At 30.6% G+C, this 26537-nt stretch carries 13 protein-coding genes; 6 read left to right on the forward strand and 7 right to left on the reverse strand.

What is annotated here, in order from left to right:
* Positions 1-1111 precede the first annotated feature (1111 nt).
* Complete coding sequence (locus ETSB_RS04470) at positions 1112-1906, forward strand: hypothetical protein (RefSeq protein ID WP_044106561.1); 795 nt, start codon at positions 1112-1114, stop codon at positions 1904-1906.
* Here the strand turns inward: ETSB_RS04470 and ETSB_RS04475 are convergent.
* The 4 genes from ETSB_RS04475 to ETSB_RS04490 all read right to left on the reverse strand — a co-directional run bounded on the left by ETSB_RS04475 (position 1892) and on the right by ETSB_RS04490 (position 7812).
* The gene (locus tag ETSB_RS04475) at positions 1892-2737 is read right to left on the reverse strand and encodes a peptidoglycan DD-metalloendopeptidase family protein (protein ID WP_044106562.1); all 846 of its coding nucleotides are present in this window, start codon (positions 2735-2737) and stop codon (positions 1892-1894) included. The two genes, ETSB_RS04470 and ETSB_RS04475, sit on opposite strands and share 15 nt — an antisense overlap.
* Positions 2738-2741: 4 nt before the next feature.
* Positions 2742-4040, reverse strand: a complete 1299-nt coding sequence (locus tag ETSB_RS04480) for a homoserine dehydrogenase (protein ID WP_145972280.1) — start codon at positions 4038-4040, stop codon at positions 2742-2744.
* A 331-nt stretch (positions 4041-4371) separates the two neighbouring features.
* Positions 4372-6408, reverse strand: a complete 2037-nt coding sequence (locus ETSB_RS04485; protein WP_171816403.1) for an FAD-dependent oxidoreductase — start codon at positions 6406-6408, stop codon at positions 4372-4374.
* Positions 6409-7554: 1146 nt separating this feature from the next.
* Complete coding sequence (locus ETSB_RS04490; RefSeq protein ID WP_044106568.1) at positions 7555-7812, reverse strand: hypothetical protein; 258 nt, start codon at positions 7810-7812, stop codon at positions 7555-7557.
* A 2902-nt stretch (positions 7813-10714) separates the two neighbouring features.
* Here ETSB_RS04490 and psb28 point away from each other — a divergent pair.
* Positions 10715-10837: a photosystem II reaction center protein Psb28 gene (gene psb28 / locus ETSB_RS10870; RefSeq protein ID WP_145972281.1), complete on the forward strand. Its 123-nt coding sequence runs from the start codon at positions 10715-10717 to the stop codon at positions 10835-10837.
* A gap of 482 nt (positions 10838-11319) precedes the next feature.
* Here psb28 and hpnI read toward each other — a convergent pair whose 3' ends face one another.
* Positions 11320-12471: a bacteriohopanetetrol glucosamine biosynthesis glycosyltransferase HpnI gene (gene hpnI, locus ETSB_RS04495; RefSeq protein ID WP_044106570.1), complete on the reverse strand. Its 1152-nt coding sequence runs from the start codon at positions 12469-12471 to the stop codon at positions 11320-11322.
* A gap of 460 nt (positions 12472-12931) precedes the next feature.
* On the opposite strand from hpnI, the gene ldpA reads away from it, so the two are divergent.
* Together ldpA and ETSB_RS04505 are read left to right on the forward strand one after the other, a co-directional pair.
* Positions 12932-14014: a circadian clock protein LdpA gene (gene ldpA, locus ETSB_RS04500; protein ID WP_044106571.1), complete on the forward strand. Its 1083-nt coding sequence runs from the start codon at positions 12932-12934 to the stop codon at positions 14012-14014.
* Positions 14015-14056: 42 nt separating this feature from the next.
* Positions 14057-15832 carry a R3H domain-containing nucleic acid-binding protein gene (locus tag ETSB_RS04505; RefSeq protein ID WP_044106572.1) on the forward strand — a complete coding sequence of 592 codons (1776 nt, stop codon included), beginning with the start codon at positions 14057-14059 and terminating at the stop codon, positions 15830-15832.
* A gap of 1524 nt (positions 15833-17356) precedes the next feature.
* Here ETSB_RS04505 and petL read toward each other — a convergent pair.
* On the reverse strand, positions 17357-17458 hold the full coding sequence (petL, locus tag ETSB_RS09255; RefSeq protein ID WP_084220189.1) for a cytochrome b6-f complex subunit PetL: 102 nt from the start codon (positions 17456-17458) through the stop codon (positions 17357-17359).
* A gap of 901 nt (positions 17459-18359) precedes the next feature.
* On the opposite strand from petL, the gene aroB reads away from it, so the two are divergent.
* Positions 18360-19448 carry a 3-dehydroquinate synthase gene (gene aroB / locus ETSB_RS04510; protein WP_044107613.1) on the forward strand — a complete coding sequence of 363 codons (1089 nt, stop codon included), beginning with the start codon at positions 18360-18362 and terminating at the stop codon, positions 19446-19448.
* A 3653-nt stretch (positions 19449-23101) separates the two neighbouring features.
* On the opposite strand, the gene ETSB_RS04515 is transcribed toward aroB, so the two are convergent.
* Positions 23102-23440, reverse strand: coding sequence for a hypothetical protein (locus tag ETSB_RS04515; protein WP_044106573.1), 339 nt, complete (start codon positions 23438-23440; stop codon positions 23102-23104).
* 2833 nt (positions 23441-26273) lie between these two features.
* On the opposite strand from ETSB_RS04515, the gene ETSB_RS04520 reads away from it, so the two are divergent.
* Positions 26274-26510: a hypothetical protein gene (locus tag ETSB_RS04520; protein WP_044106575.1), complete on the forward strand. Its 237-nt coding sequence runs from the start codon at positions 26274-26276 to the stop codon at positions 26508-26510.
* Positions 26511-26537: the final 27 nt, after the last annotated feature.

Below are 26537 nucleotides of genomic sequence, written 5' to 3' on the forward strand. Positions count from 1 at the left end.
TTTTATCTGTTGTTGAAAATCAATGCAACATGTAAAAAATAATGTTAATCATAAAATTTGATTAAGAAATAAAGATTTATTGGAAATTAAAATAATTTTATACCCATTTGTTAACTGTAGTATGGTGCTTCGACTACATACAAAGATTCACTTTTATGTAAAAGTAAACATAAAATATGAGCTAAAGTCACTACGCGAAGCTGTAAAAAAGATTTCTAATTTTAGAGATTAGTTTAACAAAACTAAACCTAAACAATCACCTTCAAATCTAAAGTTAATAATAGTTTTGGAGAATGAAGCAAAAAACAAAAACAATTATCTTTTAACGCTCAATTAAAGAAGTTAATAAATTTTTCTCTATTAAGTTCATAATCACGAAGTATTTTTTGTAATGATCCTCAATTAAGATTTTGTATCAAACGTACTATTTTACTGCTAAACCTTATAAGTTTTATTTTACTTATATATTGGCATTCAATTTAAAATATAAACTGTTTTGAACATTAAAACTACTTGTTATACTGTTACTTTTAATATTTCTATTATTAGATAATTACTTTAATTAAAGTTTTTTTATATATATTAATAATTTTTTTGACAATAAAGATAATCTTGTATATTAAAAATAATGAGGGTTTTGAAGTAAATTTATATTCTCATGTTTAACTATAAACAATTTATTATAGGTAATCAAAATGACAACAATAAAGTTAATAAAGTTAACTGTCCACACTTTTAGTTGTATTTCTAAATATAATCGTAGATTTTGTAGTGTATTTTTATTTATAAAGTCTATTATTCCAATGAGTGTGAGTTAAATCATTTTTTTTAGTCTTAAGATATTTAATCTTTTACCAAAAAATAACTATCTAAAAGTAAAACTATTCGTCTGCTTAATCCCCAGTTTCGAAAGTTTATTTATGACACATTATGTTCCTTGACAATATTGATTCCTAACTACTTTGAGATAGTTATTTTATTTATTCTCTTATTAAGCTATTCGACGAGTTTAGAATACATTCTGACGACATTTAGATCTTAAATATTGACAGGACTTGATGTCCTTAATGATATTAGCTTTGTCATGCACTTCGATTTATAACCAGAAATTATGACTGGAAAAGTATTTAATGGCAATCCAGCCGTCTTTCTCATTCTTGTCCTTCCTCTAACGACAGGGATCGTTTTTTTGTATAAACCTTGGCTATGGATTTTAGAGGTCGTGAGTTTAACTATCCTCTGGAAAGCTTGGAATAATTACCGATGGCAACAGTGGTGTTTTGAGATTAACCCAATTTTTAATGAGTTGCTACAAATAAACCAGGGATGCCTCACTCCAATGGATTTGTCCTTAAAAGCTAATCTCTCTGCTAGAAATTCCAACCGATTTCTTGTCAAAAAAGCTCATGAATACGGGGCTTATTGCAAAGAATTACCCGATAAAAATAGGGTTTATTACTTCATTACCGTTAGTACTCTAGTTAATATTTTTGACGACAGTGAGCCTGAACTTTTAATTGAAAAGTCAGAATATATTGACCCCATAGCTAACAGCATTGACTCTGATATTATATTAAAGACTTCTAAAACTAAGCAATATGAACTTTCTGACACAGCAGTAAGGGTTTTTTCTCAACTAGCTGAACTTGAAGAAGAACGACAAAAATTAAGCCAATCCGCCACGGAGACATTTGCTAATTTGGAGCTGAAAACAATTGCTCAGACACTCTCGGAACATTCATTAAGCGAGGAGGAATCTGCTAAGATACCCCCTGAATTATCTTTGAGCCAAGTAGATTTGGCTAAGCGTTTGGAGACGACCTCAAGTACTATTAGAAGACGAAAAAGCGATTCTCTACCTTCATTGAAAACTTTTTGTGACGAATATACCTTAAAGTTTTGGTAAATGAGTCATTGGATCTTGAGCAACCCAACCTACAGGAAACTTATAACGAACTTCAAAATGTAGATGAGATTCTAATAAATCTGGCTGCCCTGTTTTTCCCACATATCCTACTATATCTCCTCCTTTAACTGTCTGACCTATCTTTACCTGAAACCGATTTAAATGAGCATAACGAGTCTGTCTGCCATCACCATGGTCTATTACTATTAAAAAGCCGTATGTTCCTTCTTGAGCTGCAAATATTACTCTCCCGGTATCGGCAGCCAGGACTAAAGTTCCTACCTGAGCCAACAAATCTACTCCTCCATGAAAAAAAGACTGTCTTGTTGTTGGATCACGGTGCCATCCATAGGTTAACCCTACCCTAGCGACGGAAAGTAAGGGATATTTATCAAGTCCCATATAGTCTTTTCGCCTAGTCTTTTCTCCAATTTGCCAATTGACCCCAGGAATGTATACTACAGTAGGATTTTGAACACAACCATTAATTTCAAAAAGTACATCAGCACGAATACCATAAGCTGTAGCTAAATCCCTCCAAGTCCCTCCATTAGGAACTTCTACTCTAATTCCATTAAACGGAGGAATTAGAATTTTCTGCCCAACCAGAACTGACTTTCTCTTTAGATTCGGATTAAGTCTGACTAGAGTTTCGGGAATTAAATTATAATTTCGGGCAATACTATATAGGCTTTCTCCTGAGGTAACTTGATGACGCTGCAGACGAGATAAAACTGGAGTAGGACACAGTTGAGATGGTGATGTTTGGGCTAAATTAAAAATAGGAGGAATTACAGAGACTAGAAAAGTTAATAGTAGTTGACTACTCACAGACCTACAAAACTCGTAAAACACTAGGGATACTTTTGATTGTCTCTAGGGTACGGACTTCATCTAGGGCAGTCCGAAAATTTCCTTCACAAACATAGTGAGTAACAACCACAATTTCTGCTAGTTCCTCTTTAAACCCAATTTGTACCACAGACTCTAAACTTACTTGATAGTTCCCAAAACTCCTTCCGAGATTACCGATTACTCCTGGGACATCTTTAGTGAGAAAGCGAGCATAAAAACGGGTTTCAATGGCTTCTATCGGTGTTATTTGACAATAATGCTGATGAGTACAGCTCAATAAAGGGTTAAGAGTTTGGGTATGATTATTGCTTTTGAGTATAGCCACAATATTCATAATATCTGAAACAACTGCGCTGGCTGTAGGACCGGAGCCTGCCCCTGGACCATAAAACATAACTTGTCCTAGAGGATCGCCTTCAACTAAAATGGCATTGTTCACTCCTTCAACACTAGCTAAGGGATGGGATTTAGGAACTAAGGTAGGATGGACCCGTAATTGAAGGATACGAGATTCTGTTTTCTCTGATATTTTAGCGATCGCTAAAAGTTTAATCACAAACCCTAATTTATCTGCATAGGCAATATCGACTGTACTCACTTTGCGAATTCCCTCACAGTAAACACTTTCGCGTTGGACTCGTTCACCAAATCCTAGAGAGGCTAAAATGGCAATTTTATCAGCAGCATCCAATCCATCTACATCGGCAGTGGAATCAGCTTCAGCATAGCCCAAGTGTTGCGCTTCGACTAGGGCATCACTAAAATCAGCTCCAGCGGTAGTCATTTGGGTCAGAATATAGTTAGTGGTTCCGTTCACAATACCGATAATGCTAGTGATGCGGTTTGCCCCCAAAGACTGTTTTAGAGGTTTAATAATAGGAATTCCGCCACCAACAGATGCTTCTAGAAGAACATACACCCCTGCACGATTGGCTGCTTCGTAAATCTCGTCCCCGTGACGGGCAATAACCGCTTTATTGGCAGTAACAACGTGTTTTCCTTGGTCAATTGCTTGCAAAATCATTGTTCGCGCTGGTTCTAGTCCCCCTAATAATTCCACCACAATGTTAATCTCAGGATCAGTAACAATGGCTACTAGGTCTGTGGTGATTACTCCTGGGGGAAATTTAATTGGACGGGTTTTTTCTAGCGATCTTACCCCTATTTGACTAACAACAATTTCTTCCAACAGAGGATTTCGCCCTGAGGAATCAAGCAATATCTGGGCAGTTCCTATCCCTACTGTTCCTAAACCTAGTAACCCAATCTTAAAGACCACCACCGTACTCCTAATCATCCTTATCTTTAAATCTAGATTAACGGTTTTTGACAGTAGTTTCTTAGGAATTTATAATTTTAAGGTACGAATAGGATATTTTAACTTTATCAATTAATCATTAATAATTATTCAGCCCTTAATACTTTTATACAAAAGCAGAGAGCGACAAGCCATTTACTTACACTACGGATAGTAATATGAGCTAAGCTTCATAATTGCGATCCAACTTTTAATAGACTAAACATTATAGTAAAGTAGTTAAGAACAATTGTTTCCACGGCAATCTCAACTAAATTTCTCTCACTAATTTATCCTAGAATTCTAATTAATTTTATTTCCAATTATCCCAATCATTATTAAAAATAGAAGTATCTGGAAAGCTTGTAAAGTTACCATTCTTATCCAATTTTTGTTGTAATTTTTTTAACTTTTCTGATCTAAAAATTGGCTCTTTAACCATTTGATAAGGTAAGATTTGTTGATTCAAAGCAAAAGCCGCGACGGTTCCTGCAGCCGCTCCTGAAGACCATTCAAACGAATGGACTCGATAGGCTGCAGCCGCAATATGACTCACGGCAATACTCTTTCCTGTTACTAAAAAATTATCAAGTTCTTGGGGAATCATCGCCCTTAAAGGAACTTGAAACGGGTAAGCTTGCCCGGCGCCTTGTCTTTCTCCTTTTCGTTCAGTGTTCTTGGGTTTTTCAGCCGGAAATTCGGTCATACAAGGGTGAAAATCAATAGCATAATGACCTATTCCTACTGAGTCAGTATAAATTGTAGACCGCTTTCGTCTTGTTACGTCACTGGGAGCAATTTCTCCACTCAAAATTCCGAAACCTTCCCATCGTCGAATAGTTGCATGAAGACGACGATAAGTTTCAAGAGAAAGAATTTTTTTGTAAAATTCATCTTGATAATTACGACTAGAAATATCAATTTCTGTTATAAAAAACCCATTGTTATAAGTAGAAGATTTACGTCCAATAATTCGCCTTGCTTCACGAATATAAGGGTATTTAGACAGTCCATGTTTAGTTCCCATCGGAGAGTCAAAACCTGATAGAAAACGATGATTAGTATTAATTTTTTTGACTTCTTTTCCTAATTGAGAATCTGTAGTTCCCCTCATTAACCAATAAAAATATCCTAAGGCGTTTTCTTCTCCTTTGCGTAGGGACTCAGTCCTTAGCCCTCCCATCCATTTTCCAGATTTCAGTTGTCCAGTCTCTTGCAATTGTTGACGGGTATAAATTAGGTTGTCTTGAGGATTTCCTGGACGATAATCATTACCCCAAGTCCAATTTTGCATAGAGATATCCCCCGGAGTGGGAACAGTAAAATTAATTCCCCCAAACTTTTTAGTATTTCCTTTTTTTTGATTCCAAATTCTTCGGTAAGTATAAACTAAATCGAAGTCAGCTAATCGTTTTAATTCATAACTATAATAAGGGGCATATTGTGAATAGAAAATTGGCATCTTATGCGTTTGAGATTCCTTCATGGTTTCTATAGCAAAAGTGTAAGTAAACCCTTGAGTACAATAAGGATTACCTGCAACGCTTGATGAAGAGGGTTCAAGATAGGAACGAGGATCAATCCCTAAACGGTGAGGAATACCCGTCAAACCAATGATTTCTCCTGTTTCTGTGGCTTCTATAACATACCAGTCTGCAGGCTCTTGTTTCTTATTTTTGTCGGGAGTAAAACGAATAATAGTTTTGTCAAAACGAGGAGAATCTTCGTAACGGTAAGAGTCTTCAATAGTTTGTGAGAGGGGATAAGTATTAAGAGGAAGTTTACCATCAGCTGATTGATGTTGAATAGCAATCATACTTAAAATTTGTTTTCCTGTTCCTCCTCGAGGATTTTTGCCAATATTTATATCTTTAATAACTGTTGAAGGAAACCATTTTAGAGTTCCATTGTGTTTATTAGCTGCATCTTTCAACATCCTCATTAAAATGAGATCACCGTCTCTTGGCAAAAAACAGGATTCACTTACCCAACAATCTCCAGGATTGAGCTTACCATAATGCTCTTTGATACGTTTTCTCAATTCTAGATAACCACGGGGGTAAATTAACTGTGATCGCTGAGTTTGTCGTTCGTCTAAAGCTGAAGTTCCTTGGGCCGAAATTTGCCCTCCCACCCAGTCAGTAATTTCGGTAAGACAGACATTTTTTCCAGCCAGTAAACCTTCATAAGCTGCAGCTGTTCCCGCAAGTCCTCCACCAACAATCAACATTTCACATTCAACAGTTTTATCAGGAGTACGAGGAGGGTTAGCCAGGGTCAAAGGAACAGTAATTTGTCCTAGAATGAGACTAAGAGACAATGTAGCTAAATAGCGAGGGATTTCATGCATTATCTATGTGTCCTTTATTAAGAAATAGATAAGTGATACTAACTAACCAGGATACAATTTTTATAGAGTTAGGGATGAGTATACATTAATTCCTATTTTTTATTGATATTAAAATCCTTTCTTTAACTTGTTATCAAGATAACTAATTAGGAACTACTTAATTTTTACTTGAAAATATATCAAATATAAAATATGAATTAAATTTTAATTGGAGACTAATTCAAGCAATAAGATTCTTTAAGTTTTTATCGGAAATTTAAAGCAAGAAAATTATTCAAATAATTTTTATTTTACATGGCAAATCAAAAGAAAAATTAACTATAAATTTTAAATTTTTATGTTTTCCAATTTTTATTGACGTTAACTCCTAAAAATTGACTAGCCATAATTCCTTTTTCCAAAGATGAATTGGAACTACCCGTAGCTGTAAATAAATTATATTTGGTGACATGATTAGAAAAATTTTTTCTAGAAGATGCGATAAATTTACTCAATCAAAATCTATATTTTAAAATTTAAATCATTTTTACCGTAATCAATAAAAATGATTTTGTGAAGAGAAGAAGCTAACATCTTTTTTCTATAAACACTGATTTTAATAAAGTTGATGTTACTAAGAGAGGGACTCTATCATAAGCGACACTATAGACATCTCTATTTTTTATAAATAATTTTTAGTTAAAATTTTTTATTTACTTGTTAGTTAACTCTATTTTAGGAGTCCCTGATTGGGAACCTTTAGAGGTACAAACAATAGAGTTAGACTACTGATTAAATTCATTGCAAGGTTTTGTAAACTCAAACTAATTTCAGCCTCCAGCTCTCTAAATCACCATAGCTATCAAACTAACTAAAAATTAGCAGTGCAGCAACTTTTATCATCAGTAATCAAGATATATTTTGTTTTCTTATAACTGGATAGAAGAGTTGTTACAGTCTGACAGGAACATGGGTCTAGTACTGCCCAAGAAAGAGATATTAAACTTAATATTAGTTATTTTCAGCAGAGAGTTGATATTAGCATATACTAGGAAGTTACTACAAAATACAAACTTTAAAATGTTTTCCTGATATTTTACTTTGACAGAAGTTTTTAGGCTAAGTGACAGGACTTAAATACAGTAGCATATATGGGGGGTGAATTAGTTAATCTAAAATAATAAAACTAAGATAATATTCGTTAACTAGAGTTGTCACTAGTTGAGAGAATAATTGATGATTGATCCATAGCTGTTCAGTTTCTGCAACGGCAGCAGTTATCATCCATATTGTCTCTGCGTACTCTTGAGAAGAAATGAGACCAGTGTTTCGAGCAATATTAAGTTCAAGATACTCATTAGCTGTTTCTGGTTGAATTTGGTAGATTATTGCTTGTAGCTGAATATGCGCTTTTAAACTTTTCATAATCGGTTTTAGGATGAATTTTATCGGTTAAAATCGATAAACTTGTATGATGAACAGATTACTTTTAATATTCTCTGAAATCCTAGCAGTTAACCTCACCTTATAGCATGAACCAATAAGTCGATTTTAAAGGAATTCTAATAAGGAATCACTCTGCTGCAAGGATTATCCATAGATCTTAGAGCAATAATTTCTCTAATTCTTCTGAGAGCTTATGGACTATTTCAGAAAAGATGACTGATTATCTTCAATATGTTTTCTGAACTCCATCATCTTAGTAAACCACCAAAAAATAAGGTTAAAAAAATTAAGGTGACAGAATTTTTAGTGCACACTGAAATTAAATTAATGAGTAGAAATTATTAATAAATACTATCAACTAATGATGACAGAACTAATGTTCAACATCTAACTGAAAATTTGAAGAAATTAGGGAAAGTTTATTGAATAATCAAAAAGTAGCTAAATATTGGTTGTTTTTTGCTCTACAGGTCTATAATTCTATATTTTTAGAATAAAATCTCTCTTTGAATTTTGTCTACAGTGGGCAATACCTCAATTAAATTTAGCCTCAAAAATCTGATTGCTGAAACAGACAATATTTTCTATTTTCAAGGGAGTAATCAGATTTTTGAGGCTATCAAGAAAAGAAGTTTGTCTCCAATCTCTGTCACCTATTTCATGAAATCAGCCAAACTTTTAGTCTTGTAAGACTCTTATATAATAAATCAACTGAAAACTCAAGTTACTTATGCAACTGTACTATCTCCATCAGTAGAAACCGTTCTCTATATAATTCTTCTTTACAAATACGTTAATCATACCATCCCGATGCGGTGGTTTTTATTTCTTCCATTATGTTTTAGTTTTATTTAGCCTGTTTTTATACAAAAAAATTTATTGCTAATGTTTGGAAACAAACTATTGGCATAATATTGATGAATCATGGTATTTTCTATTTTAGGAAAATTTGCCATTAATTCTACCAATAAATGATTAATTTGTTTTTAAATAGTTCTCTATTTAAAAACAAATTAAAAAAAATTTTAAGCTTCTGTTATTGAACATTTAAAACCTCTTAAGTTATTTATTAACTAAATTTTAATATCTTAAGTCTTTCAATCAGCATAATTTTTTATGATTGTATCCTTGCATCGTAATATAAAAACTTTTACATTTTTTCCATGTGGAAACATTGAAGAGTTATTTCAATTTCAATAAGGACCGGTGACTCTTGATTATGTTGTAATTCGAATAAGGCATTGACCTTTATCGGAACGAGATATGGAAGGATATATTATAAAATTACCAACAGTATTTTAATATCTATGTTTTTTGAAGAAAAGATCTTAAAACCATTGTATACTTTACTCCGTGGGTAATTATATAGCACGAATTGAGAACATGTACAATTTATAGTATTCAAAATATCAGCCATAGTAGCCGATATTTACCATTATAATGATTGAGATTATTGAATAGGCAATAGTTATGAGACGATATCAACCATTAAGTCTCCAAAATATTTTTGAATATAAAATATTAAGAACTAGAAACAGGTTAAATTAACTAATAGTAGTGAAATTTAAATCTTTATAGGTAGATCCGCCTTAGTTAAGGGAGTGCATTACGAATTGGAAAAGCTTGTGTTGAGTTCTTATTACAATGGGGCAGTTGTTGTGGAACTTGATATTAATATCGGTCTTTATATAAACATCCCAATTTTTTTGTAACTCATTGTAATTTAACTTATAAAACAGTCATTAAAACTATCTTAGAAGAAGCTATTATCCAGTTTAGTGGTTTATACATGTTAATTCTCAAGAAGTGAATCTTTCCCTTATGCTTTGAGATTAAGAATTTTTCTGTAAATATTTAGGATAAAGTGATGGGGATTGATTTAGATGTAAATTCAGTTTTATATGTGGGTATTACCCCTTTTGGGGTTAGATGTTAAAAATAATCAAGTTGCTATCTTTAACTCGAATTTTGACTCAAAAAATATTTCTATTATAAAGCTAAATACAAAATATGCTGCTGTATCTAAAGCAGCGTTAAATTAGTTAATTTGTATAAAAATTTTTAAAAAATAAAGTATAATATATGCCTCAATTTTATTTATACGATTTTAATCTTTAATATGGATATCAGGAGTAAATAAGTTATAAAGAATTGTGTAATATATCAAACTTTTGATAATAAAATAAACCTACAGCAGTATATATCTCTATCAACAGGATATAGATAAGTATTTTAAAATTCTAATTTTTATAAGGATTACAAGTAAAAAATCAATCACTATTTTTTTTGTAAACAATAGTGATTGATTAAAAGTATAATTTATAAATTAATCAGTACGTATTACTTTTTTAAAACCCCCACTAAAAAACAGTAAGAATAAATCTAGCAAAATAGGTAAAAAATTAGATAATTTTTATAGATTACAAACTAGGGTAATTAGGCTGAATGAAGAAAGTTAAAGAGACTCGATTTAAAGAATCATAAAATATAAAAATTAATTATTAATTATTAATTATTGATCAAAAAAATTTAAAACCTCTATAAATTAAACATGAGTTTTATTAATTAAACAAGAAATATTCTGGTCAGCATTTAGTTTAAATTCAAGGTATATATACTAAAAATTAATAAATTATCAAAATAATCTTAAAATTAGTATTTTTAGTATTTTTAACAATAAAATTTTTGCAAATTAGAAACTAGATACTTGACAAGTAATTTAAGTATATTAATTAATATCATTTCAATAATAATTGAAAATCATAGATAAAATAGGTGATCGCTATTTTTTAGTTATCATGTTATTATATTTCCAATCCTGAAAAAACTGACCTAATGATGAGAATATATTATCTCCCGATTTTATTAAGAAGGAGAAAATATTTTCTATGAAGTTAACAAGCAATTAATTAATAGAAAACCTACTTCTGTCAAAGCTATTCTGATTATCAACTTTCCAGATAAGTGGGAGCATTTCATGTATTTTATAAAACGATATATTTAAAAAACACCCGTGAGTTTAGTAAAAATTAGTCTATATTTATAAAATAAAATTTATAGATCTATTTTTATGAAAAAAACCGTAATTACTATTAATAATAGTCCCATAGTTGCAACCGAACTACAGTAATAAATTCATTGAACCAAGTCTAAAAGATATTGGTAATCAAGTAATTAGTCATTGTATTTATTTCTGAGTAACCAAAATAAATTTATAAATAAAAAAATATTTTAATGTACTAACCTAAATGTAGTTATTGTAAATGGAAGAACTGTAATTGCGTAGCAAGGTACAACTAACGATAAATGCCGTATAAGTTTTATTAACCAACACCAGTATTTGGGAAATCATTTCAGTTATTAAGTTACTAAAAAATAGATTTACTAGCTATAGTATCGAGTATGATAGCAGGTATTCATAAACACCTTTTAATTTTTTCTTTTTATAAGTAAAAACCTATTTATTTGCAAATAAGTTATTTTTAACTAATGACGAACCACCATTTTTCCGTGCCTGGTAAGCTCGAATTCTACTCCACGCCATATCACTGTTCTTTGAGTAAATGATAACGCCCAGAATACTAACCCTAGTATATCGCGAAATGGCAATAAATAGAGACTTTTAATTCCCTCAGTATCTTCCATTTTCCAGGAAGTTATTCCTGCGGTTATAAGGCGAATAGTTACAACTACTATTAAATTATATAGCGCAATTATATCTCCTCGAATTAAGAAAAATAATAAGGCAAAGGGAATACTTCTAATAAGAATAGTTGCAATAAAAGGAAAAGGTCTTGCCAAATAAGTATTTTGATCCCAATATACTTGGTGATCCCACCAAGTACGCGAGTTTTTTAGATCTACAACTACATCAATAATATAAGGTAACAAAATCATATTTTTACCAGAATTACATACTCTTCGTCCTATTTCATAATCTTCCACTAAGTAATCTGCTAGGCTTTCTAAGCCGCCTATTGTTTCTAGAGTAGATTGTCTAATGGCAATAGAAGGACCCAAGCAAGCATTAGAAGCTCCTGTCACTTTAGCAAAAATAACACTAGGTATAAAGTCAGCATTGATAGTCAGAAGTTCCATTTTTTCAAACCAGTGATTACCTCTGATTGCTTTAAACAAAGTACAGACACATCCTACTCCAGGATCATCTAAAGGAGCTACAATCTTTCTAAGATAATCGGGTTGTAAATTAGTATCACTATCACTGATAATAATAATGTCGTGACGAGCTTTTTTTATGGCTCCTAAAAGATTATTAACTTTTCCATTAGCTCCTACTTCAAGAGTACTCACTACTAGAGAAATTCGATCTGAACCAAATTCTTCTTGGATTTCTTTCAGAATAGAAAAAGCAGGATCTTCAGGATCTTGAACTGAATAGATAATTTGATAGTTCGGGTAATCCTGAGTGGCAATGGTGCGTAAATTGTGTTTCAAATTTTTTTCTAGTCCTCTAACTGGCTTAAGAACGGTTATGGGTGGGGTAAAATTACAGATGACATTTGGCTTCGAGTTCTTCAGAAAGTGTTGAATTGTGAAAACTGTTAGGATTGAAAATATAGCTCCCCCTAGAATGGGAACTAAGCAAATAAATTGTAAAATTTGAGCTAAACTAAACACTTGTTTGTTCTTTCCTCACACGGTATGTATAAATAATATTAAGTTGTCCTAAATTAAGAAGATCATAACTAAAAGTTGAATAACTGTAAACTTCATCTAGGTTCTTATCTAGCGATGCCTAACCTAGTATTCAATGACTGACTAGGAAAACAATATAAATAAGCCTATAGGTTCTTTAGTTTAATAAAAATAAACTAAACTTTTTGCCTTAATTCTATACGATGATAAGGTAGTTCATGTTAATATGAGTCGTTGTTATAGAAAGTTTCTACAGTGGTCTTAACAGGACTTCTCATTAGACATAGTTTTTTCCTTTAACGTCCTTGTATGATTGGGATAAGAATCTTCTCTAAATCAGCGTTTGTGAACTGAGTTTTTGTTATCCCTATTTCTAAGAGGGATTTAAATATCAAAGAAATTTTCTAACATAAAAGGTAGACTAAGGACTACTATATTGAAAGTGAGCGCATCCTATCCTTTGCAATCTCTCAAAGCAGGAAACTGGTTTAAGCTAATTTGTGGGGCGAGTTTCCAAGACCTGCCAGCTATTCGTACTCTTGTTTTAGCTTATGCCTTGGCCGGGGCTGACTGTGTTGACGTGGCTGCTGATCCTGCTGTAGTCACCGCTGCTAAGGAAGCGTTAAATATAGCTAAAAAATTAGTAAATAATCAAAAATATCCGATATTTTCCCAAAAAAGAACACTTTGGTTGATGGTAAGTTTAAATGATGGAGAAGATCCTCACTTTCGAAAAGCTTACTTTGATGCTCAACATTGTCCTTCAGATTGTTTCCATCCGTGTGAGACAATTTGTCCTCCTAGAGCTATTATCGAAATTAAACGAGGGAGTTTTGGGGTTCTAGAAAGCCGTTGTTATGGGTGTGGTCGTTGTATCTCTATCTGTCCTTATCAATTGGTTAAAACCCGTTCCTATTTAGTCTCTCCAAAAGAAATGATTCCCCTTATTCAAAGAATGGGTATTGATGCCATAGAAATTCATACTCAAGTGGGACGAGAAACCCAATTTAAACAATTATGGCAGGCTATAGCTCCTTGGATTAGTCATCTTAAATTGCTCTCTATTAGCTGTCCCGATGGATGCGGGTTAATTGAATATCTTCATTATCTCTACGATATAATTTCCCCCTTGCCCATCCCCTTGATTTGGCAAATGGATGGTCGTCCCATGAGTGGGGATATTGGGAAAGGAAGTACCCACGCAACGATTAAGTTAGCTCAAAAAGTTCTCAATGCTCAAATACCTGGATTTGTTCAACTCGCAGGAGGAACTAATAATCACACTGTTTCTAAATTAAGAGAGATAGGACTTTTAACCCCTTCAATTTCTTCTACTTTGGTTGTGTCTGGCATTGCTTATGGTAGTTATGCTCGCTCAGTACTATCCCCTATAGTAAGACAGTTGGAAACCCAATCAATAAACTTAAACCTCCAATCCGTTTTAGAAGACCAACCTGATTTACTTTTAAAAGCTTTTAAAATTGCAAAATTTATAGTTTTATCCCTAAAGTCATCTAAATTTTAAAATATGTTTGGTTTTTGACTTATTGACGACGTTCTCTAAATTATGTTAGACCCCACAATAGATACTTTTTTAAATCCTTCTAAACGAATGCAAATTATTGATGATCTCAATAAGCTTCTAGAAATTCTACCTTCCACTATTCGATCTAAAATTGAGCAATATTCTCAGCACGAAAACTTAATTGAAGTAGTAATGGATTTAGGAAGATTGCCTGAAGCACGTTTTCCCGATAGAGCATTGTATCTAGGAGATATTCCCGTTTCTGCTAAAGATTTGAATTATAGTATTGAGCGCGTTGGGCATTTTAGTGGCGATAACCGGGCTGGAATTGAGGGCACTCTACACCGTATTAGTGCTATTCGCAATCGCAGTGGAGAGATTATCGGTTTAACCTGTCGTATGGGAAGGGCTGTTTTCGGAACCATCACCTTAATTCAGGATTTAGTAGAAACAGGAAAATCTCTACTGATGTTAGGTCGTCCTGGGGTAGGGAAAACTACCGCTTTACGGGAAATTGCACGGGTATTAGCCGATGATTTACATAAAAGAGTCGTGATTATTGATACTTCTAACGAAATTGCCGGAGATGGAGATATTCCCCATCCTGCTATTGGTTGTGCCCGACGGATGCAAGTAGCTAGTCCTGAATTACAGCACAGAGTGATGATTGAGGCAGTGGAAAACCATATGCCAGAAGTTATTGTTATTGATGAAATTGGAACTGAACTTGAAGCATTAGCCGCCCGTACTATTGCTGAAAGGGGAGTTCAGTTAGTGGGAACTGCCCACGGTAACCGTATTGACAATTTGATTAAAAATCCGACTCTTTCTGATTTAGTTGGAGGTATTCAGGCGGTAATACTGGGAGATGAGGAGGCCAGACGACGTGGTTCGCAAAAAACTATATTGGAGAGAAAAGCTCCTCCCACCTTTGAAATCGCTATTGAAATGTTAGAACGTCAGCGTTGGGTGATTCATGAAGACGTCTCTCAAACTGTTGATCTTCTCCTGCGTGGTGGTAAACCTACCCTCCAAATCAGAACGGTTGACAACTGCGGACAGCTCCAAATTACCCAGGAAACCCCGGAGAAATCTTCTAATAATGTTTTGGAAGGACATTCTTTTCTAGAGGCATCAAAATATCCGACAAGATGGCGTACATCAGGGAAAATGAGTCCGATAGCCCCTTTTCTCAGCCAACAAAAGAAAGAACTATCTTCAGAATTTGATCGTCTGTTAGATGCTTCCTGGCATCAACTAGAGCCAACTAACCACAAGGTACGTACTCCAGGTCCGAATGGAGAAGATTGGCCCGTATACATTTACCCTTACGGTATTGGACGATCACAGATTGAACAAGTAATCGACATTCTCAATCTTCCGATTGTGTTAACTAAGGATTTACGTGGTGCTGATGTGGTGGTAGCCTTAAGATCACAGGTGAGAAACCAATCTAAGCTACGTCAAATTGTTAAGGTTCGTCAAATTCCCATTTATGGGATTAAATCTAATACCATTCCTCACATTACCCGAACTTTACAGCGAATTTTAGGTATAGATGAACTAAAAATTTCTGAAACAGCCGATTTACGCTTGTTTACCCGTTGGGGTAATGATGATGAGTTAGAGGCTTTAGAAGAAGCTAGGTTAGCTGTAGAAAGAATTGTGCTGCCCCAAAAACAACCTGTAGAATTATTACCACGATCGCCTAAAGTAAGAAAAATGCAACATGAATTAGTAGAACATTACCGTTTACAATCTGATAGTCTTGGAGAAGAACCTAACCGTAGACTACGAATCTATCCCGCTTCAGTCTAACTAAAATACTCAGTAAAGTAGACATAGTTGATCCTAGCGAAATTTTAATAAAAATAGTTTGATTTAGTTATTCATTATGATTTATAATGTTTTTTACTTTAGGCGCTAAGTAACTTATCTCGTATTACAACTATAGTTGTAATAGTTATTGAGTCTATTTATCAAAGAATTAATCTTCAAGATATTGCAGCAGCGATGAGATCGACAAACGGCAATCATATTTACTAATAAACTAATTTTTTTTAACCTTATGTAAGCGAAATAAACTTTTAGAATGTTATTTTAAAAATTAGTATCATGTGTTATTTATGGTTTTTATTCATTAATAATAGTATCGTTACAGAGAATAAGTGAACCGTTGAATTTCTTTGACATCTTGGAGGTGATGGTATTCTTTTGGCTAATAAAAGAGGGGCTATTCCTCATCGCTTATCGGAAGTAACCAGAAAATTAGTTTTGGCGTAGAATGTTATTAAATCCCCTGTTGGATCAAGTAGAACAGCTGTTTTAATTGTGCACTTAACAATGGCTTTAGTTTAACGAATATTTTTAGGTAAAATTATAGTACGGTTCGGAAAAGTAAGTGAGGAATTTGTTCAGTTTTTTATGATGTTAATTTTAGGCTCTTTTGTATATGATTAATTCTAAGTTCTCTATAAAAATTTAGCCGATATAAAGTTAGGATTCAGACTGAGTATTAAGCTCATGTAATTTTTGACCGATTAAACAATAAGAAATACTTAAAAAGTTTCTCCTGTTCAAGAGGGGCATAAAAACTATTTACACTGCCTAACACCAATACTAAATTGTTTCTAGAAGACTTATTATATTGTAGTTAATCCTTGATAAATATTGAAATTTTAAAAATATTCTGTAACCCATGGTTTAATGTGCTTTCTAATTCTAATTCTAATTCTAATCTTATTCTTAGTGAAGTCTTTAGTATTTTACTTTTGATTAACGTATTACTAATTAAACTAATTTGAGTTGAATCAAGCTCTAATAATTCTCTTACATTAATTGCGATGTTATTTGGCAATTTTAAAAATAAGTAACGGTGGAAGACCAAGCAATATCCTCAATATTATAATTAGCGTTATAAAAAACTACAGGATATAAAAAATACTTTGAAAACAAAATTATACCTTCTCTACATGACTTTAAGCATGATTGACTTATTGTCAGTGCTAAATGTAATAATAATCACATTAATTCTTGAGTAAAAATTTTTCTATAATTGTTTGGTTATGGGGTTTTCATCTAATGTTGACTAATGTTTAACCCGCCGTATCTTTTTGAGTTGCAAGAGGTTAGGCTTTTAAAACCTTAACTTAATCTATTACAGCAACTATTATAATCTATGTTAATTAACACACGATATTTACTGAATTTTTTTAGTATTTATTGATTATAAGCGCTATTTCAAGAAAGTGTTTACTAAAGTAAAGTAAACCTCAAAGGATAAGACTTTAAATATAGTTTTTAGGTAACCAATGACTAGAAATCACTGGTTACTAATTATCCTTAGATAATTTTGGCAACCCGTAGACTAAAATACAATCCCAAGGCGATAAATGTGAATACAATGAGGTATCCTACAAAAGCAACGAGAGCAAAAGTAGACATTTTTGACAATTCCTGATGATAATGATCATTGAGTTATTGTACTCGAGAATGCTCCTCAATAGATACCCTTATTTGATGGGGATATTTTTTTCAAAATAGTTTTCTGATCTGAACTAATACCTTTTAATTTTGGGATAGCAAAATTAACGCCTTGTAAAGCATCTCCTTGAAAATTAACTATATCTAATTTTGGTTCTTCTAAATCTCAGTCACTAAGAATAGTATTTATTAAATTAGCTTCTAGAAAATATAAATGAGATTATGAGTCAAGGTAAACTACCAGAATTTCTATATGTAAATTTAAAATTTATACTAAATAAATTATTTTTTATAAATTCTATGTCTAATAATTATTAATCACAATTAATTTATAGTTTTTTATTTGAATAAAATACCTTTTTTTGAAAAAAAGTCATAAAAAATACTAGGATCAGAAAATTAATCTATATGTAAAAGTAAAGATTTTTAAATATAAAATAAAAAGTTAATTATCTAATAAAGAGTATTTTAGCTAAATAATTAGCGCCTTAGTAAGGCATTTAAATTCAACTCAGTACTAAAATTTTTATTTTTTTTAAAAATACTAAATAATCTTTATGTAAAAGATAGTTATAAAAAATTGATATAAAATTTTTATAAAAAAATATCGATAACTAGGTTTTAAAAAAAAATAATTAAAATACCCTTTAAGTATATCAAGCAAGGCAATATAAACAACTTCATTTGTATTATCTAATCTGAATAGATTGACAGCGAATATCACTATTTTAGTTATTATTTATTTTTATATTTTATTGATTAACAGTTAGAATCTTTTATTGTTGATGTATTCCAGCTTATGATATTATCGTCTACAATTAATAATTATCGATAATTACTGACAAGGACAAGTTGATTCGTGATATCTTCAATTCTTGAAGTTAAACTACCACATGCCTCATATCAAGTTGTGATCGGCTCAAACATTCTCAGTAAATTAGGGAGTTATCTTGAACGCCTCGATCTGGGTCAAAAAATTCTTTTAATTTCTAATCCAGAAATTTTTGACTATTATGGGGATATATTAGTCGAATCTCTCACAAAATCGGGGTTTGAAGTGTTTAAACATTTGATTCCTTCTGGAGAGCCCTATAAAACTCTAGATATGATTGCCCGAGTTTATGATACTGCCCTAAAAAATCGTTTCGAACGGTCATCAACCATGGTAGCCCTAGGAGGGGGAGTTATTGGTGATATGACAGGTTTTGCAGCAGCTACATGGCTTAGAGGCATCAACTTTGTTCAGGTTCCCACGTCCCTTTTGGGAATGGTAGATGCTTCTATTGGGGGCAAGACAGGGGTTAATCATCCTCAAGGAAAAAACCTGATTGGGGCATTTTATCAACCTCGTTTAGTGTTTATTGATACCTTTTTATTAAAAACTTTACCCGTGAGAGAATTCCGCGCAGGAATGGCGGAAGTGATTAAATATGGAATTATTTGGGACCAAGACTTATTTAGCCAATTAGAAGAAGCCACAGTCCTTGATAATTTAGATAGTTTAAGTCAGGAATTATTACAGACTATTCTAACCCGATCTTGTCAAGCAAAGATAAATGTGGTAAGTAAAGACGAAAAAGAAGCAGAGTTACGGGCTATTTTAAATTACGGTCATACTATTGGTCATGCGATAGAAAGTTTGACTGGGTATGGAATAATCAATCATGGAGAAGCAGTAGGAATGGGAATGGTAGCGGCAGGCAAAATTGCTGTTAAGTTACGATTATGGACTGAGCAAGAAGCTGGACGGCAAGATAATTTAATTGCAAAAGTAAAATTACCAACTGCTTTTCCTGAAATGTTAAAAATTGATGAAGTTATTAATGTTTTACGGACTGATAAGAAAGTTAAAGCTAGTAAAGTTCGTTTTATTCTTCCGACAGAAATTGGGAAAGTTATTATTAGTGATAACGTTTCATCTGAAGTTATCAGAGAATGTTTATTTTTCTAGAGATTGATTTATTATCTACTGCTCTTATACTAAAAAAAACTTGACTATCAAACTAAGTTAGTTAAACAGTTTATTCTAGTAAACTTTATAAAGTTTTTATTTAATCACCATATAAGATATTGCTTATGTTTATATTATTGATAGTTTGATAACACAATATTTTAGGCATATTTTTATTTTAACCAATTTTTAACTATTACTTGGTCTTCTTCGCTATGATTAATATCAGCTTTAGTATTGGATATTATCTTCTATCGTTTCAGTATAACGACGAAATAATTATACTGCTTCATTTGGCTCGACAATAAGCAATTCTTCCATCTGCTAATGTTAACCATGTGATCGAACTCATTACCGCTTCGATAAATTTATGATTATGGATTTAGGTTTTATATCAGTTAAGTAATGATTTAAGGGGATGATAATTCCTGTCATGGTTTTAAGTTTTAAAATATTAGTTTTTTGCATATATTAAGTTTGTTAATTAATTTCAGCCAGAACTAAGAGTTTATAGCATAAATTTTTATTATGAATAATATCATATCTTTTAAAATTAGATAATTATTTAAAATACGCATATTTTTAAAAAAAATTTATGTTTTTTACAATAAACCGGGGTATTTTTCTTATTATACAACGCCAAATAAGGCGATCTATAATTAAGGATAAAATTTTGACTTTGTGTGCGGTTTACTGACTCAATAAATAGTAATATATAGGAATATTATTAATATTATTTTTTTAAAGGTTTATAAACTACTATTTTAAATAAAAAATAACAGTTTATAAATTAATAAACTGTTATTTTTTAGCCTCAGTATGTATTTAGTAATATAACCGGATAAAGACATAAATATCCAGGGTTTATTTGCTTTAAAAGTAATATTACTGTATACAAAAAAATCTAAATAAATTAACGCTGTTAACATAATGGCAGAGAAAAGTATTATTTATGATAATCTAAAAAAAAGTAACCTAAAAAATATAAAAGATTCGGCAATATAACGGGCAGATAATTAAGGATTTTTTTTTATAAACTTATAACACTGATAAAGAAAATTGTGACTAATCAATGAGACTATATAGAAGATTTTAAAAAACCACGCAAAAAATTGCTATCTGATGTCAGCCTCAAATTTTCACTTAATAGGGGGACGAATAAAAATGAAGTATGAATGAACATCAATGTCACAATACTTCAACAGTAAATTCAAGAAAAGAAGGAGTTATAATCATCACTGAATGTTATCAAATTTTTCCAACATAGTTTAGAACAGTGGCAATCACAGCATACACATAACAATTCATGATCTCGGTTTTCGGTGGGCTAAAATTGATAATTCAGATATTTCTATGGAAACGTCAGGATTGAAACAATCTCAAAATTAATAAAATTTGTAGACTCCATAAAATCGATCTTAATTTAACAATTGAAAAAACATTTGTTAGTTGTAATAGTCCAATATTTTGCAACCCAAAAGACCAAAATCATCAAATAGATATAGTTATTGCTACCAAATCACTATAGGCACTATTGAACTATTTTAGTTTGCTTATTTTAACTTAAACTTCAGAACTAGTACTGCTAAACAGCTTGGTAGATTCAATATTACTTTCTTTACAGAAATATGAACAAAAAAACTCCTAAAATAGATTATTGGTCATAGAACACTTTTCAATATCAAAATACTTTTCATTCAATTACAGGATGATATAAAAAGTATAGTAAAAGTGTATAAATCTTAAAAAAGATAAACATCTTCCTGTTGTCTGTTGTTTCTTGCTTTTCCTGAAAAAGTTACCCATAAGTAACTCTCATGATTTTTAATAAATGTTGATTTTAACCATTTGAAAGTCTCCTACTTTCTTGTTCTTGGTAAGATAGCTTTTAATTATTTTTAAAAGAATAGAAGTTTAACTTGACTTTTCTTTTTTTAAATTATGCGCTGATATTACAAATATGCACAACTATAAAAATAAATAGTTTCAGAAGACGAGTAGTCGACAATTTATACCATGGAAAACGTACTTTCTTCAGAAGATATGGATAATTTGATCAAAATAATTTATTGTCATATTTTTTTTTATGCGTTACTAAAAGACTGCAGAACTTTTCTCTAATTTTAACTTTCTAATGAATAGATTACCGTTTAGAGCTTTATTGGTAGATTATTGTTGTACAACACCTTGATTTAAAGTTTATAGGAAAATACTTCTTTGTTGAACAGGGTCTTCAATAAATTACTCAATAGTGGCAAGTATATCGAAAACTTCGGTAAAGATATCTTCTCTTGTCAACGTCATCGAAAATTAACTTAATAAGCTCAAGAATCATTCCCCTTTAATATTCAATCTTTCCATAATAATAACTATTATGCTAGTATTTCTTCGGTATTTGCTAACATTATTCGGTTAAGTGAAATTCGTCGCTTTATTCCTAGATAAAAAAATAAAGTTCGGCTTTCCTTTACTGTCCCTAAACATGGCGTACAATTTACCTGGTTTTAAAGGAAATCTTACCTTCAGGTTGTTTATTAAGAATATTAATATTGCAACTTCTATATCTCGACGTCAATTGATTTGTTCGAGGATGAATCTCAAGCATAAAAGTTGAACGATAAGAGAAAGTAGTGGATGAGCAGAATGATTAAGTAATATAAGCTTAATTATTCTGTAGATTGGTTAATTTTTTTTATTTTTATGTCACGTTAGTTTTATAAATTTTTATAAAAACTACTATAATTTTTTTAGTAGTTTGGTAAACTAAGTTTAGTTTTAAAACTTGTAAGTATGAACTAAAAAAATTATTCTTCATTAATTAATTCCTCAACTTTTCTAAGTTAGCAGAGAAAAAGTAAACTCGTTGTCTAAATTTATTAGTTTGATCTAAGATGTGGTAAGATTACCATCAAAGATAAACTATAAAAGTTTTGCCCTACATTAAACTAAAAATCAAGATAGCTCTTGAATAAAAAAGTTTAATTTATAATCTTATCAGCTAGCTGTTAATATATCTTGGCAATCAGTTTATGTATTATCTCGAAACTGTTGCGTCAAGCTACTAAAAAAAAGGGTATTTCTCAATTTAAGAAATATAGTCATTATTGTTGAGACTAAACTAACAAACTACAAGTTACCTGATGATAAGAGAACACTGATTTATCATGTGGCAAAACTTAACTTAAAGATGTTAACACAATGTAAAAATAAAACGATCAAATATACTTTGACGTCAATTTTATCTAAAGGTAGGTAGTTTATATAAACTAATAATTTTGCCAGAATTTATTATATTGTTTTTATGACGATTTATCCCAATTTTACTACTCAAAATTTTTAAATTTGTAGCATAAGGGTTCAAAGTTAATTAGTTATCAAAACTTATCAATATCTTAACTATAAAACTGTCTTAGACAGAAATTATGATGAATCAATAAATGTTTTAAAAAAAGTCCTAATATTTAGGTAATTATTTTTTCGGTAGTGTGGAACATTTGTAAAACAATTAAAATATTTTGAAAGAGTCCAATCTCTGAGTTCTTAAAAAGATAAAGACATTGAGAATCCAAGCTGTCCCGTTGAGCAAAAAATTCATAACAATGATATGGAAAGAATCCCCCACTACAATTACAGCTCTTAGTGGGGGAAGTATGTTAATGATTATCGATACTCTCCATGCTTAAAGGAACTAAATCTCCGTGAATGGTCAATCCCAATAACATAAGTTCGTTTTCTGGAATCAGGTTGCCTGTGAGAACACAGCTTTCATCTTTTCTGGCAAAGGCTTCGATGGTAGCACGAATATCCATTTTAGAAAAATTAGGTCGGTAATTTCCCGATTTCTGTTGTACATAGTTCCAAAGAATATCTCTGATCAATGCTTGATAACCCTGGTTTCCGGCTAATTCTTTGAGCTTTTGTTTTAAGGTTTGTTCTAAGCGAATACTGGTAACTTCCATCTCGGTTGTCGAAATCCGTGGAAGGGTTCGCATAATGTTTGTCTCCAAAAAGTGTGGATGCATGTGCTACAAGTGTATATGAGTACCTCATTGACAAACAAGTAGAAGTTATGAATTAAAAATTATGTTGGAATATATGCTTATTGACACGGATAAAGTTATTGCTGATATATTATGTTCATTGAAACCTATTTAATGAACATAATATTATTAAATATAAGGAAACTAAATTTTAGATTAAATCTTCTAAAATAAGATTTTAATTTGCTTGAAGAGATAATTTTTCTAAAATTAAATAAAAGTATATAAGGTACCACAAAAAAATAATTAAGATTACCTTGTATTGTATAATTATAAATTTATTAATTTCACAGGATTTTTTAAATATTTAGTATTTTATTAATAAATAAATAGTTTGGTTTTTATTTAAAAAACAAACTATTTGTTAACTTAATCTTTCTGGAAAGATAGAATATAAAATTGAACACTATTATTCTGTTAATAGCTTTTGCAATACTTTCACTTTCCCTAAAATCTCTGAATAATTATTTATTAAAAAATAAACTACTATATCATAATCATATTTTTTATCTTTGATATTGGTAATTATTTTATACATTATTTAGTTTTATTATTCCAAAATTTTAGTTTTATTTATCTTTTTTGTTTGTGAGTTAAACCTAATATAATTTATAGTAAAATTAACTTTGTATAAGAATAATTATTGTTCATATATTTAATAATATTTATTAAATATATGAATATGACCTTTATTTTTATTTTTTAATAATATTTTTATTATTAATAGTATTTGATTGTGTTTAGTAAGTTTCTGTTAGATTCAAGTTAATTCAAGAATTAACTTGAATCTATATAAATAGGCAAGAAATATCTAGAATAGATATTTCTTGCCTATTTAGTATGAAGTCGAAAAAATCATTATTTAACGTTATTTTCATTGCTATTGTTAGTTTTTATAGAAGTATGGATCAATGGGTATAGTCATTCCCTATGAATCACTGATCAGATCCCTAGTAGTGGATAATATTTAGCATTTACCTTTGAGCGCGATGGAAATTGAGACATCCATCTTTATGATTTGCAACAAAGTCATTTGGTTTCCCTTTCTAACCTAGTCTCCGTCGAAAAAATTAAAGCTTAAATTAGCTTTGATTAGGCGGTAATCAAGGTTATGTAGCCTATATTTTGACCAAATAAGGTAAACTTTTATAATTTATAATCAAGATCTGAATGTTGATACAGATCTTGATTAAGATTAATATTAATATTTAAGATTTTGCTAAACAAATAACTATTAGCAAGGGTAAAAAAAATAGCTTTTAAAACTAGTTAACTGGGTCGGTAAAATATTATAAATACAGTCAAAATAAATAAAATTTATTATTTTTAAATAGTATTAAATATGGTTTTATTTGAATAAGTATTTTATTTTTTAATATGTGTAATTTTTCCTTTATGGAGTAATATTATCTACCTATAAAAAAATATTATTTTCGAATTTTATCATAATTTTAGTTGATAAAAATTAGATTTTTATCCGTTTTTAACTTTATTTGTTAATAATATTTACTGTTTTTTATTATATTTTTTTAAAAAATATAAAGCTTAGGTATCGTAGTTGGGTTTATTGAAGCAAAAAATTTTTATTTTTTCTATTATTTTGTACTATTTTAGTTACTTTGTAGTGTAAATTTTAACTATAAAATAATGAAATACCTAATAGGGATTATTTAATTACTCCTTTTATAATCATAAAGTTGTACTAAAATTTTTATGTTGTGCTATATTTGCTATCATTGCAGCTTGTAGTATTAACCTATATAATATTTTTTTATATATAAACTAATCTCTTACATTTCAGTTAAAACTTTTTTTAAAAAATCAAATAACTATTCTACTATCTTTCCATATCTTCTTGCTTCTATGATTTCTACGCTCACTCCTCTATATAAATCTACTAATACTACATAATAATTTTCTTATTCTTTAATTATAAGAATTTCATTAAATGTTAACTGTTTCAATATATAATATTTCTTTTATAAATTTTTAATTTCAATTTTTGAATATTTTTTATTTACTTATTTTATTGCCTTCAATTGTACACATAATATAAAAAATATATTTTGAATATATTTTTTATATACTTTTTGTTTAAAAAAGATGTTTTCATAATTAATTTTATAGTAGATACTATTATCGACTCAAGATAAAGTAAATATACAATAGTTGATTTATCATCATAGTGAAATTTATGGGTATTTATGATACAACATAATAATTTTATTTTTATCTTGCTTAAAACCTAATAATTGGCAATATTAACTTCTCTTAAACTTAAAATTCTACTCATTAAATTGAATTAAGTATTTTATATTTTAGATATAAAGTAAGTTAAATTTTAAGTTTAAAATAATTTGATCTAAACAAAGAAGCCGCTGCTGTACTACTTATATAGTACAGCAGCGGCTTTTAATCTATTAATAGAGTATAATTTATGGCATAACTTGTATCACTACAACAAAGAGAAATTTAATTTTAATTAACCTAGAGTTTGATCGCATAGATATACACGCGTAATGTAGCTTTTTGAGTTAAAGTCTGGAGAAATCTCCGGTTTCGAACTGGATTATTTAACCAAAAACCTCAGTGATCACACTAGTCGAATGATTGAAGTCTATAATACTGAAGTTAACTTGATGACTGTACATAGAAAAAAATAATCAATTAAATCTTCTAAAATTAGATAATTGATGTTGCGAAGATGTACCTTGATCCATCGTTGAGTTATAATGCTCAAACTACGTTAGTAGATAATAAGTCACTTTACTTAATCAAACGATAAATGACTATTCCAACCTTTACTCATTCTTTTTTACCTGACCATCAGTCTCCTATTAGTTCCTCAACTCAGCTGCGCTCACAAACAAAGATAGAGTCTAATTCGGTAAAACAACTGAGCAAATCCTATCAAGGATATCAAGCAATACAGCAACTCAAATATTTACATCTAGAAGCCGAAATTGACGTTCTTCTACAAGAGTTACAGACAATGAAGCAAAATAATCAAATGGAGAGTTAATCCTAATCAAAGATAATAAAAGGCAAT

The organism is cyanobacterium endosymbiont of Epithemia turgida isolate EtSB Lake Yunoko, assembly GCF_000829235.1.
GTDB lineage: Bacteria > Cyanobacteriota > Cyanobacteriia > Cyanobacteriales > Microcystaceae > Rippkaea.